Consider the following 11,912-nt stretch of genomic DNA (forward strand, 5'->3'; position numbering starts at 1 on the left):
ATTATCCGGTGGCATCTCTGCCACCGGTTCTTTATTACCCTTCGTGCAATCCACATTCCCGTTTCAGGCCAAAGAAGCGGGTTTCTTCTTCTGCCATTCCAGGTTCCCATTTACGGGTGGTGTGGGTATCGCCGACGGAAAGGTAGCCCTGGTCCCACAACGGGTGGTATTTAAGGCCATGTTTTTGCAGGTACTGGTAAACCGTGCGGTTATCCCAGTCGATAATCGGCAGGATTTTAAACACGCCACGCTGGATAGCCAGCACCGGTAAATTCGCCCGACTGCCGGACTGCTCCCGGCGCAGGCCTGCAAACCAGGTTTGACCGTTCAGTTCTTCCAGAGCTCGGTTCATCGGCTCGACTTTATTGATTTCGTTGTATTTCTCGATGCCCTCAACGCCCTGCTCCCACAGCTTGCCGTAGCGCGCTTCCTGCCACGCCGGGCTTTGTTCGGCGCGGTAAATCTTGAGGTTAAGTTTGAGCTTGTCGGTCAGTTCATCGATAAACTGGTAGGTTTCCGGGAACAGATAACCGGTGTCCGTGAGGATAACCGGGATGTCCGGGCGCAGCTGATTCACCAGATGCAAGCTCACCGCAGCCTGAATACCAAAGCTCGATGAGAGTACATATTCACCCGGCAGATTTTCCAGCGCCCAGGCCACGCGCTCTTCCGCGCTCAGTTTCTCCAGCTGACCGTTGGTTTCCGCCAGCGCGAGCACGCGCTCGACTTTTGGCAGAGCGTTAAGCGCATTCAGATCGAGTATGGACATAGACACCTCATTTGCCTGTTTTGCCGGGCGGCACTGCGTTTGCCCGGCCTACAAAACCGGTAGGCCCGGGAAGCATAGCGCCACCGGGCATTAAAACATTATTCCCAGAAATCCCGGGCCGGATCGAGCACCGGACGGATGATCCCTGCGCGCACGGTAAAATCACCAAAGCCTTCATCGGCTTCGCGCTCTTTGGACCAGCGTCCCACCAGCTCATCAATCGAATCGAGGATTTCCGATTCGGTGATGTTCTCGCGATACATCCGTGGGATACGCGTTCCCATGCGGTTACCGCCGAGATGCAGGTTGTAGCGCCCTGGCGCTTTGCCCACCAGGCCCAGTTCAGCCAGCAGCGCACGGCCACAACCGTTCGGGCAGCCGGTGACACGCAGAACGATATGCTCATCGCCCACGCCGTGACGTTCCATCACCGCTTCCACTTTGTCGACGAACGACGGCAGGAAGCGTTCGGCTTCGGCCATCGCCAGCGGACAGGTTGGGAACGACACGCAGGCCATAGAGTTTTCACGCTGCGGCTTCACCGCGTCCATCAAACCGTGTTCCTGCGCGAGCTTCTCAATCTTCGCTTTTTCGCTTTCCGGCACGCCCGCCACAATCAGGTTCTGGTTGGCGGTCAGACGGAAATCACCTTTATGAATCTTAGCAATTTCCAGCAGACCGGTTTTCAGCGGACGGTCCGGGTAATCCAGAATACGGCCATTCTCAATAAACAGCGTCAGGTGCCATTTCTTGTCGATGCCTTTTACCCAACCGATGCGGTCGCCGCGGCCGGTAAATTCGTACGGACGAATCGGCGCGAAGGTCATGCCCGCGCGACGTTCCACTTCCGCTTTGAACACGTCAACACCGACGCGCTCCAGAGTGTATTTGGTTTTGGCGTTTTTCCTGTCGGTACGGTTACCCCAGTCGCGCTGCGTTGTCACCACCGCTTCGGCGACCGCCAGCGTGTGCTCAAGCGGCAGGAAACCAAACTCGCTCGCAGTGCGGGCGTAGGTTTTCTTGTTACCGTGATCGATGGACAATCCACCGCCCACCAGCAGGTTAAAGCCTACCAGTTTGCCGTTTTCTGCCACTGCGACAAAGTTCAGGTCGTTGGCATGCAGGTCGACATCATTCTGCGGCGGAATAACCACCGTGGTTTTGAATTTACGCGGCAGATACTTTTCACCGAGGATCGGCTCTTCGTCAGTGGTCGCGACTTTTTCCTGGTCGTGCCAAATTTCGGCATAGGCGCGGGTACGCGGCAGCAGGTGTTCTGACAGTTTTTTCGCCCACTCGTACGCTTCCGCGTGTAGCTCAGACTCAATTGGATTTGAGGTACACAGCACGTTACGGTTGACGTCGTTGGCGGTCGCCAGCGCATCTAAGCCCACTTCGTGCAGCATCTGGTGCGCCGGTTTGACGTTCTTTTTCAGAATGCCGTGAAACTGGAATGTCTGGCGGTTGGTCAAACGGATGCTGCCGTAAATCGTGTTGTTTTCAGCGAACGTGTCGATCGACTGCCACTGTTTGGTGGTGATAATCCCACCCGGCAGGCGGCAGCGCAGCATCATCGCGTGGCGCGGCTCGAGTTTTTGCTCAGCGCGTTCGGCACGAATATCGCGGTCATCCTGCTGATACATACCGTGAAAGCGGATCAGCAGAAAGTTATCGCCGTTAAAGCCGCCCGTCAGGCCATCATGCAAATCTTCCGCGATGGTGCCGCGCAGATAATTGCTCTCTTTCTTCAGACGCTCGGCGTCGGACAGCTTACCTTCGACCACTAAAGGGCCGGGATGTTTTTCGCTCATTAGTAGACATCTCGCTGATAACGGCGCTCAACGCGCAGCTCACTTAAATATTCATCTGCCGTTTCGGTATCCATCGCACCGAACTCGGCAATCACTTCCAGCAAAGCCTGCTCAACGTCTTTCGCCATGCGATTGGCGTCGCCGCAGACATAAATGTGGGCACCGTCATTAATCCAGCGCCACAGCTCTGCGCCCTGTTCGCGCAGTTTGTCCTGTACGTAGACTTTTTCTTTTTGATCCCGGGACCAGGCCAGGTCGATCTTCGTCAGGACGCCTTCTTTAACATAGCGCTGCCACTCCACCTGATACAGGAAGTCGTCGGTGAAATGCGGGTTGCCGAAGAACAGCCAGTTTTTACCTTCCGCCCCGTCAGCGGCACGCTGCTGCATGAAGGCGCGGAACGGCGCAATGCCGGTCCCAGGGCCAATCATGATAACCGGCGTTTCCGGGTTCGCGGGCAGGCGGAAGTTGTCGTTATGTTCGATGAAGACGCGGATTTCCCCGTCTTCTTCTACGCGGTCAGCGAGGAAGCCGGATGCGCCTCCGGTCCGTGCGCGCCCTTCAATATCAAAGCGCACGGCACCGACGGTAATGTGGACTTCGGTTTCGACTTCGGCCTGCGACGAGGCAATGGAATACAGACGTGGCGTCAGCGGACGCAGCAGACCGATTAAGGCGTCAGCGTCCAGCTGGGCTGGCGAGAAACGCACCATATCAACAATCGGCGTGGTCGCGGCGTAGTGCTGCAGTTTGACTTTGTCGCCCACCAACGGCAGCAGTGATTCGCTGCGGGTCAGAGTGGCGTAATTTTCCACGATATTGGCGGTGTTTACCGTCAGCTCAGTGTGCCATTCCAGCGCTTCGCTCAATGGCAAAGTCTGGCCGTTGACGGTCACTGGCTCATCACCTTTCAGCCACACCAGCTCTGCCAGCTCTTTCACCAGCGCCGGATCGTTCTGATACCAGACACCGAGCGCATCGCCCGGCTGATAACGCAGACCGGAATCCGCCAGATCGATTTCGATATGGCGCACGTCTTTTTCAGAATCACGGCCGGTGATTTTCTGGTTTACGGCAAGAGACGCGGTCAGCGGCGCTTCTTTGGTATACGGGCTGGAGTGAACATCATTCACCACGCCGGTTGCCGAAGCGGCGGCCTGGGCTGGCGTCTCTTTCGGCGCACGGGCCTTCAGCACCTCGACGATGCGTTCACGCCACTCTGCTGCCGCTGGCTGATATTCCACGTCGGTATCGACGCGATCCAGCAGGCGTTCACCACCCAGTTCGGCCAGCTTGTTGTCAAAGTCTTTGCCCGACTGGCAGAAGAATTCGTAGGATGTGTCGCCGAGGCCAAACACTGCAAACGCCGTGCCGTTAAGCTTCGGCGCTTTTTTCGAGAACAGGAACTTGTGCAGCGCCACGGCCTCTTCCGGCGGTTCGCCTTCGCCCTGCGTGGACGTCACCACCACCAGCAGTTTTTCCTGGGCGATTTGTTTGAATTTATAGTCGCCCGCGTTCACCAGTTTTACGTTCAGTTTTGCTGCCAGCAGATCGTCTCGCAGCTGTTCAGCCACGCGCCTGGCGTTGCCGGTTTGCGATGCAGAAATCAGGGTAATGGCTGGCGCTTCAACGGCCGCAGGCGCGGCGGTCATCACGCTGCCCGGCTGCTGATTGAGCATGCCCCAGAAATAACCAGAAACCCAGGCAAGCTGGGTCGGTGAAAGATCGGTGGTGGCCGCCTGCAGGCGAGCCAGTTGCTCCGGGTTCAGCGGAAGCAAAGCGGAAGGTGGGGCCTGTGTCGTCATGCGTCGTTATGTTCCAGTAGCAAAGCATGTTTTATACCCGTCATACTTCAAGTTGCATGTGCGTTGGTTGCGCTCGTTCACCCCAGTCACTTACTTCAGTAAGCGCCTGGGGATTCACTCACTTACCGCCTTCCTGCAACTCGAATTATTTTGGGTATACATGCAAAAACAGAAAAGAGAGTTCGATTCTGGTCAAGGTTAACGGTGGCAATAATAACCACTAAATAAGGGTTGGAAATAATAAATAACCAAATGGACTAACCGCTTTTAGTTGTCATAACTATCGGCAAAACAGGTTAATTAATATTATGATTTATAAGTGTTTTTCAGCGACCTCCGTCCCCCACTTGCGCCCTCACCGTTAATGGCGGTTTTAGTTAATGCGAAAAAAGGCGCTTTGCTGTAAGATTCGCCGGTTTTTTCCGCATTTTCGAGAGTTAACGATGTCCACCACCCTGTTTAAAGATTTCATGTTTGAAGCTGCTCACCACCTGCCGCATGTGCCGGAAGGCCACAAGTGCGGTCGCCTGCACGGACACTCATTTATGGTCCGTCTGGAAATTACCGGCGAGGTGGATCCGCACACGGGCTGGATCATGGATTTTGCCGAACTGAAAGCGGCGTTCAAACCGACCTATGATCGTCTCGATCACTATTATCTGAACGATATCCCGGGCCTCGAAAACCCGACCAGCGAAGTGCTGGCCAAGTGGATTTGGGATCAGATGAAGCCGTTGGTTCCGCTGCTGAGCGCCATCACCATCAAAGAAACCTGCACTGCTGGCTGCGTCTATCGCGGCGAGTGATTTCTACCTTTGCGGCAGGGGTCTGATTCTGTTTAATTCCGCCATGTTAGGGTTATGCGTTCTCAGGAAAAGGAGCGCAGGGTGGCGGAAGATTTTGATCTTATTATCATTGGCGCAGGGATAGCAGGTTCGACCTGCGCCCTGCTCTGTGCGCGTGCGGGATTGTCGGTTCTGCTTGTCGAACGCGGCGAACAACCCGGCAGCAAAAACCTCTCTGGCGGCAGGCTCTACAGCTACGCGCTTGCCGATATCCTTCCTGATTTTCATCTTTCGGCCCCGCTTGAGCGGCGCATCACTCACGAACATTTTTCGTTACTGACCGCCACCAGCGGCACCACCTTGAGCAGTCAACACCCGGCAAGCCCGTCGTGGAGCGTATTACGCGCACGATTCGATCCGTGGCTCGCGGCGCAGGCTGAAGCGGCGGGTGCGCAACTGCTTTGCGGTGTCACGGTGGACGCATTGCATCGCGAAAAGGGCCACATCAGAGGCGTGCGGTGCGAGAGCGAAGTACTGCGGGCAAAAGTGGTGGTGCTGGCCGAAGGTGCCAATAGCTTACTGGCTGAACAGCACAATCTCACTCCGCGCCCGACTCTGGAAAACATGGCGCTGGGCATTAAAGAAACGCTGTCGCTCGACAAATCGCGGTTGCAGGAGCGCTTCCATCTTGAAGATGACGAAGGCGCGGCCTGGCTGTTCAGCGGGCACATTTGTGGCACCAGACCGGCCGGAGCGTTCCTGTATACCCATCAACAGTCGCTGTCGTTAGGTATCGTCGCGCCGCTGGCCTCACTGCAAAACGGCCCGGGGACAGCCTCTTCGCTACTGGCGAAACTGAAACTGCACCCGACGATTCGCCCACTGATTCGTGGCGCTGAAACGCTGGAGTACGCGGCGCATCTGGTTCCGGAAGGCGGTCTCAACAGCGTGCCGCTGCAGCGGGCCGGAGATGGCTGGCTGCTGGTCGGCGATGCCCTGCGCACCTGCATGAATACCGGCGTGACGGTCCGGGGCATAGACACCGCCATCCTGAGCGCGGCGGCAGCCAGTCAGGCGCTTATTGCACATGTTCAGCAGCCAGATAAACCACTGCAAACGTTGTTCGACCGGGCGCTGCAGCGTAACGCACTATGGCCGCTGCTTCAGCGCTACCGCAACGTTCCCGCGCTATTGCAGCGAGAAAGTGGGTATCACCAATGGCCGCAATTCGTTCATGCGGTAATGACCGATCTCACCCGCGCGGACGCCAGCGCGAATCCTCCGCTGTGGCGCATGTTGCTGCGTCATGGGCGACGCTTCGGTTATGCGCACCTGAGCGCAGATATTCTGAGGAGTCTGAGATGTCTGTAAACGAAAGCCTCGCCCGGAATTGCTATCATCCTGCCAACGACGCACACATTGAGCTCCGGCAATTGCTCAGCGATGAGCAGGCAGCGCTGCTGGAAAAAGTTTGCCCTGCCGGGTTGTTTCAACGCGACGCAAATGGCAGGGTAAAAGTGCATGTTGAGGGCTGCCTGGAATGTGGCTGCTGTCGGCTTATCGCAGGCAGCGACATTCTGCAATCGTGGTGCTATCCCCCTTCTGGCGCGGGTATTACCCTGCGTTTTGGCTAATTCATCTAAGGATTTTTGCGTGCCACTACTTCACCTGCTGAGACAAAACCCGGTAATCGCCGCGGTCAAAGATAACGCCAGTCTGCAGCTGGCCATCGCCTCGGACTGTCAGTTTATCTCAGTGCTTTACGGCAACATCTGCACCATCACCGGCATCGTACAAAAGATAAAGCAGGCGGGGAAAATGGCGTTTATCCACGTCGATTTACTGGAAGGCGCGTCGAATAAAGAAGTGGTAATTCAGTTTCTGAAACTGGTAACGCAGGCCGACGGCATTATCAGCACCAAGCCGAATATGCTGAAAGCGGCCCGCGCGGAAGGCTACTTTTGCATTCATCGCCTGTTTATCGTCGATTCAATTTCATTCCACAACATTGATAAACAGGTAGCGCAGTCGAATGCCGACTGCATCGAAATTCTGCCCGGCTGTATGCCGAAAGTGCTGAACTGGGTTACGGAAAAAGTGCGTCAGCCGCTGATTGCCGGGGGTCTGGTGTGCGATGAAGAAGATGCCCGCAACGCGATTGCCGCGGGCGTGCTGGCGCTTTCCACCACCAATACCGAAGTGTGGAAACTGGCGAAAATCTTGAACTAAGCCTGGCTAACGCACTCCGCCAGCGCCTGCAAAACAGTCTGCGCATCCCCCACAATCCCGACATCCGCAGCGGCAAAAACCGGCGCTGCGGCATCGGTATTGATTGCCACGATAAACCGACTTTGCGCCACGCCCGCCATAAACGCCGATGCGCCGGACGCGCCGGCAATCAGGCAGACATTGGGCGCAACGCGTAGCCCGGAAATGCCCAACATCCGCTGTTCATCGCAGCCTCCGGCCATCACCCGCTGACGGGTAAAACCCGGCTCGGCGTTGAGCGCGGTGGCCATTTTTGCACATGCCTCACCCGTGGCACCCTGCCCGGTCGCCAGCACTACGCTGGCGGTCTGAAGCGGGTGCGCCAGTTTATTGAGAATTTCCGGCTGCGGTAATCCGCCTTCAACAGCGACGGGGAGAATATCGTTTATCGGTAGATGTGCAGCCAGCATCGCGTTTTGTCGCGTAAGGACCGGCGACAGCGACAGGCACAGCGGAATACCTTCAGGGCGCAGAGTTGCCGTCAGCGCATTGCCGTACACCGCCTTCTGAACGCAGCACGTTGCCGCGTCCCAACTTATCGCCTGACACACCGCGCTTCCACGCAGGCGCCATGCCAGCCGGGTGGCCAGTTCGTCACCCTGAACAGAAGCCGGGAAGATAACGGTTTCGACAGGTGCGGAATGAAACGCAGACGCCAGCGCAGGCAACAGCGATTCAGCTGTGAGTGTCGCCCCCTTTACCCGCCAGATAACCTGCGCCGACAGCGCATTTTGTACCAAAAAATCCGCCATCGCGCCTTCATCCTCTGGCGTCAGTAACACTATCGCGATACTCATGGCTTCATCCTTTCTGCCAGGTATTCACGCCACAAACGCTGCACGGCGGCCTGCGGCGTGGCCTCATCAATAATAATGCCGCTGCGACGGGTGATATTGCGTGCCAGCGATACGCAGGAAACGGTCGCGGTTTCCGCTGGTTCGCATTGTAACTGGACAACTTCCGCTTGCGCCGCCGCCAGCCTCGCCCGCATGCCCGGTACACGTAGCGCTAACTGCCCGCGATTCTGCACCCGTAGCACCGCAGGCTGCTGTACACGCCACCGACTGCGCTGGTGCAGATTTTCACACTGTACCCCAAAATCTTCGCCGTCGGCCTCCAGCCCACACACCTGCGATAAACAGGGCCAGCCGAGCTTCTCCGCCAGCAGCCAGCCTGTCTGACCATTCTGCCCTTCGCTGCTCTGGCTGCCCAACAGCACCAGTCCGGCGTTCTGCTGTTTCACCTGCAATGCCAGTTGTTCAGCAATGTACGCTGGATTAAAACGCGTATCCTCTTTACTGCACAGCAGCGTTTGTCGGACAAACCCAAGGGCCGCCAGATGGCGCAGCGCAGGTAATGCGCGTTCATCTCCGAGCGTGACGGCATTCAGCGTCAGCGCTGGGTTAACATCCCGCGCATGCAGCATTAATTCCGCCGCACCCTGTTCGTCGCTCCCCATCATTACCCGCATCAGGGCAGGATTAGGCCCGTTTCCACTGTCTGTTGCCGTCAGCCAGTCAGCTTCCGCCAGCATCGACAAATCCGGCTCCGCTTTAAACGCCAACAGAATGTTCATTCACCGCCTCCTGAGGCTTTGATGACAGGTCGGCCGCCTCCACGAGCGTGAGATTTTTGGTTTCTGGCGCCCATAGTAGCGAAACCACAAATCCCACCAACAGCACGACAACCAGCACCAGAAGCGTGTGGCGCATTCCCCAGGAAAGCAGCGCCATCGGCAACAGTCCGGTAGCAATCGCCGCCCCCAGACGGCTCATCGCCGTGGCAAACCCGACACCCAACGAACGGATATCGGTCGGGAAACTTTCAGCGGGCAAAATACCCACCAGGTTACTCGCCGCAGAAATCATGGTGCTGAACAGAACAAACAACGACAAAATCAGCGTGGTATTACTGGCGGAAGTGAAGGCCAGCGCCGCCAGCGTGACTGCCAGCAGCAGGAAACTGCTGATTAAAAACTGACGCCGGGACAGCCACCAGGTCAAAACCAGGCCAAGCAGCGCGCCAACTATCAGCAGGCTGTTGAGGATCAGGCTCGCGGTTAACGCATCTTTCAGACCGATGGTCTGGGCGATAGTCGGTAGCCAGGTGTAAATCACGAACCATGGCACGACCAGGCAGATGAAGAACAGGCTGTTAAACGCCGTACGTCGCCAGTAGCGCGCAGAAAAAAGCGTGCTGATATGGCGGGTGGTGGCACTGGCGATTTCATCTCCGGGCAGAACGTTCGCGCCCAGAAAACGCCGCACTACTGCGTGAGCCTCGCCGATTCTGCCCTGGCGCATCAGCCAGCGTGGAGATTCCGGCGTGCCCATGCGCAGTAAGGTTATCGCCAGCGCGGGTAACGCCGCAGAGGCCAACAACCAGCGCCAGGCTTCGGGTTCGCTGTGGATCCACGCATGGCTAGCCACGCTCGCCATCACATAACCAATGGTCCACACCACGCTGAATGCGCCGAGCAGCATGCCGCGATAACGCTTCGGCGAGAATTCCGCCAGCAGGGTGTGGCCGACGGAGTAATCTCCGCCGAGGCCGAAGCCAATCAGCACCCGCAGGAAAATCAGCTGCTCCGGAGAGGTCACGAAAAACTGGAGGAAAGACGCGAGGGTTATCAACAAAAAGCTGAAAGTGAAGATCCGCTGGCGGCCAATGAGATCGGAAACCCAGCCGAGGATCAGACTACCGAGAAACAGCCCGAACAGCGCAGAACTGCCGATCAGACCTTCCAGCAGCGGCGTCAGACTCATTTGTGTTTGAAGCGGAATAATCGCGTAGCCGATGACGCCCAGCACGTAGCCGTCGGTCAGGTGGGCCCCAAAAGTCAGCCCGGCAATACGCCAGTGAAAGCGGGTTAGCGGCAGATCGTCCATACGTACGGGTGACGCGCTCATAGCTCCCCCTTCAGGAAAAGAACGGCCCCCCCGGAGGAGAAGCCGTCATAGCCGTTATTTTTCAATCGGATAGATAGTTCCGGTATTCATGATGCCGTTCGGATCGAACTGTTTTTTCAGCCCTTCCAGCAGCGTCCATGCGGTGCCGTGCTCCGCTTTACTCCAGTGCACGCGGTGTTTACCGATCCCGTGGTGATGCACCATCGAACCGCCGAGGCGGATGGTCTCTTCACAGATGATTTTGTTTAGCGGGTTGTGGTACTTGTCGATTTCGTCTTCTGGCTTGCAGTCCACCACGTTGTAGTCGTATACGAAGTACATGTTGGTGCCATTGATGTAGCTATGAGACGAGTGACCACCGAGCATGGTGATGTCATCCGCGTGCGGGAACTCGCTGCGGATACGGTGGATAACGCGCTCGTAAATCTGGTTGATACTGCTCCAGTCGCCGGAGACTTCAGTGGTAAATCCCATGTTGCCGGTTTTCAGGATCTGCTGGCGTTCAGCGGCGACTTTCTCCGGACCCCAGTTGAGGTGATTGAACCAGTTTTCGATGAGTTTGCTGTCTACGCGAGTGCACTGCGGATAGCGGGCCACAATCTCGGCGATACCTTCCCCGGTAGCGCGCGCCATACGCGGGTTACCTTCAGCCATGAAGATCATCACACATTTGCCTTCGGCAAAATGGGTGAAGTGCTGAGTACCATCCTCGGCGTCATACAGGCGGGCTATCGACGGACGATATCCTTCCACCATCACTTCGCGGAGGATCTCAAAGCCGGTTTTCATCTCATCAAGAATGTAGCCGTAGAACAGATTGTTTTCTGGCGTGAATTTGAAGATTTTCACGGTCACTTCGGTGATGTAACACAGTGCACCTTCGTTCCCAATGATGATGTGACGAATGTCTGGCCCGGCTGCACGGCGCGGCACGTTTTTGATGCGGGTGATGGTGCCATCCGGCAGTACGGCTTCGAGCCCGACCACCATGTCTTCAATCGCCCCGTACAAAGTAGAAAACTGGCCGATACTGCGGGTCGCCACCAGGCCGCCCATTTGCGCCAGTGGCTTGGACTGCGGAGAATGACCGGTGGTGTAACCTTTGGCGCGCAGGGCGTTTTCCAGCACTTCCAGCGGCACGCCACACTGCGCGGTGGCCTGCATGTTTTCGATATCAATATCGATGATGTTGTTCATCCCGGAACCGTCGAGTACCAGCGAATTTTTGACCACCGTTTCCAGTCCGCCTTCCGTCGCGGAAGCCCCGGTGCGTGGTACGCCGTTGATCTTGTGCTGATTCATAAACGACAGTACCTGCGACACCTGCTGGGTTGAACCCAGTTTGACCACCGCCGCAGGCAGTGGCAGTGTGAACACATCGTGAATATCAGCATATTTTCTGAAACGATCGACGCTGTTTTTCTTCAGCACGTTCTCGTCGGTGACCACTCGCTCAGGGCCAACGATCTCTTTGATCTGTTCAACAATTGCTTCGCGGGATAAAGACATAGCATTTCCTTTCTGATTTAAACGTAAAGAAACAGCAGAAACCACCTAATTAAGCA

Annotated in this window: 11 protein-coding genes; 4 read left to right on the forward strand and 7 right to left on the reverse strand. The window is 56.6% G+C overall.

Annotated elements, in window-relative coordinates; translation table 11 throughout:
* Positions 1-34 precede the first annotated feature (34 nt).
* From cysH to cysJ, 3 genes are all read right to left on the reverse strand, one after another.
* The gene (gene cysH, locus MUU51_RS02595) at positions 35-769 is read right to left on the reverse strand and encodes a phosphoadenosine phosphosulfate reductase (RefSeq protein ID WP_258967036.1); all 735 of its coding nucleotides are present in this window, start codon (positions 767-769) and stop codon (positions 35-37) included.
* 98 nt (positions 770-867) lie between these two features.
* A complete protein-coding gene (cysI, locus tag MUU51_RS02600) occupies positions 868-2,580 on the reverse strand; it encodes an assimilatory sulfite reductase (NADPH) hemoprotein subunit (RefSeq protein WP_258967037.1) in 1,713 nt (570 codons plus the stop codon).
* Positions 2,580-4,385 carry an NADPH-dependent assimilatory sulfite reductase flavoprotein subunit gene (gene cysJ / locus MUU51_RS02605; RefSeq protein WP_258967038.1) on the reverse strand — a complete coding sequence of 602 codons (1,806 nt, stop codon included), beginning with the start codon at positions 4,383-4,385 and terminating at the stop codon, positions 2,580-2,582. Before cysJ ends, cysI begins: the two co-directional genes overlap by 1 nt.
* A gap of 443 nt (positions 4,386-4,828) precedes the next feature.
* Here cysJ and queD point away from each other — a divergent pair, with 443 nt between their 5' ends.
* The 4 genes from queD (at position 4,829) to MUU51_RS02625 (ending at position 7,399) form a co-directional block, all read left to right on the forward strand.
* Positions 4,829-5,191: a 6-carboxytetrahydropterin synthase QueD gene (gene queD / locus MUU51_RS02610; protein WP_110511417.1), complete on the forward strand. Its 363-nt coding sequence runs from the start codon at positions 4,829-4,831 to the stop codon at positions 5,189-5,191.
* An 81-nt stretch (positions 5,192-5,272) separates the two neighbouring features.
* Entirely contained in the window at positions 5,273-6,541 is a 1,269-nt protein-coding gene (locus MUU51_RS02615; protein WP_258967039.1) for an FAD-dependent oxidoreductase, read from the forward strand.
* Positions 6,532-6,804, forward strand: coding sequence for a ferredoxin family protein (locus MUU51_RS02620; protein ID WP_258967040.1), 273 nt, complete (start codon positions 6,532-6,534; stop codon positions 6,802-6,804). The genes MUU51_RS02615 and MUU51_RS02620 overlap by 10 nt, the downstream gene beginning before the upstream one ends.
* Before the next feature lie 19 nt (positions 6,805-6,823).
* On the forward strand, positions 6,824-7,399 hold the full coding sequence (locus tag MUU51_RS02625) for a glycerol-3-phosphate responsive antiterminator (protein WP_258967041.1): 576 nt from the start codon (positions 6,824-6,826) through the stop codon (positions 7,397-7,399).
* On the opposite strand, the gene MUU51_RS02630 is transcribed toward MUU51_RS02625, so the two are convergent.
* Genes MUU51_RS02630 through MUU51_RS02645 form a run of 4 tightly spaced genes read right to left on the reverse strand, consistent with a single transcriptional unit; the run spans position 7,396 to position 11,856 of the window.
* Positions 7,396-8,235, reverse strand: coding sequence for an FAD-binding protein (locus tag MUU51_RS02630; RefSeq protein WP_258967042.1), 840 nt, complete (start codon positions 8,233-8,235; stop codon positions 7,396-7,398). The two genes, MUU51_RS02625 and MUU51_RS02630, sit on opposite strands and share 4 nt — an antisense overlap.
* Positions 8,232-9,014 (reverse strand): adenine nucleotide alpha hydrolase family protein, encoded by a 783-nt coding sequence (locus tag MUU51_RS02635; protein ID WP_258967043.1) that lies wholly within the window; start codon positions 9,012-9,014, stop codon positions 8,232-8,234. The genes MUU51_RS02630 and MUU51_RS02635 overlap by 4 nt, the downstream gene beginning before the upstream one ends.
* Positions 8,992-10,347 carry an MFS transporter gene (locus MUU51_RS02640; RefSeq protein WP_258967044.1) on the reverse strand — a complete coding sequence of 452 codons (1,356 nt, stop codon included), beginning with the start codon at positions 10,345-10,347 and terminating at the stop codon, positions 8,992-8,994. Before MUU51_RS02640 ends, MUU51_RS02635 begins: the two co-directional genes overlap by 23 nt.
* A 54-nt stretch (positions 10,348-10,401) precedes the next feature.
* Positions 10,402-11,856, reverse strand: a complete 1,455-nt coding sequence (locus tag MUU51_RS02645; RefSeq protein ID WP_258967045.1) for an FAD-binding oxidoreductase — start codon at positions 11,854-11,856, stop codon at positions 10,402-10,404.
* Between the last annotated feature and the right edge of the window lie 56 nt (positions 11,857-11,912).

Origin of the sequence: Scandinavium manionii (assembly GCF_024764775.1) — a bacterium.
Classification (GTDB): Bacteria; Pseudomonadota; Gammaproteobacteria; order Enterobacterales; family Enterobacteriaceae; genus Scandinavium; species Scandinavium manionii.

Bases quoted from the DNA above. Each gene is read 5' to 3' on its own strand.
- cysH (WP_258967036.1), bottom strand. From the start codon at position 769: ATGTCCATACTCGATCTGAATGCGCTTAACGCTCTGCCAAAAGTCGAG.
- cysI (WP_258967037.1), bottom strand. From the start codon at position 2,580: ATGAGCGAAAAACATCCCGGCCCTTTAGTGGTCGAAGGTAAGCTGTCC.
- cysJ (WP_258967038.1), bottom strand. From the start codon at position 4,385: ATGACGACACAGGCCCCACCTTCCGCTTTGCTTCCGCTGAACCCGGAG.
- queD (WP_110511417.1), top strand. From the start codon at position 4,829: ATGTCCACCACCCTGTTTAAAGATTTCATGTTTGAAGCTGCTCACCAC.
- MUU51_RS02620 (WP_258967040.1), top strand. From the start codon at position 6,532: ATGTCTGTAAACGAAAGCCTCGCCCGGAATTGCTATCATCCTGCCAAC.
- MUU51_RS02630 (WP_258967042.1), bottom strand. From the start codon at position 8,235: ATGAGTATCGCGATAGTGTTACTGACGCCAGAGGATGAAGGCGCGATG.
- MUU51_RS02635 (WP_258967043.1), bottom strand. From the start codon at position 9,014: ATGAACATTCTGTTGGCGTTTAAAGCGGAGCCGGATTTGTCGATGCTG.
- MUU51_RS02640 (WP_258967044.1), bottom strand. From the start codon at position 10,347: ATGAGCGCGTCACCCGTACGTATGGACGATCTGCCGCTAACCCGCTTT.
- MUU51_RS02645 (WP_258967045.1), bottom strand. From the start codon at position 11,856: ATGTCTTTATCCCGCGAAGCAATTGTTGAACAGATCAAAGAGATCGTT.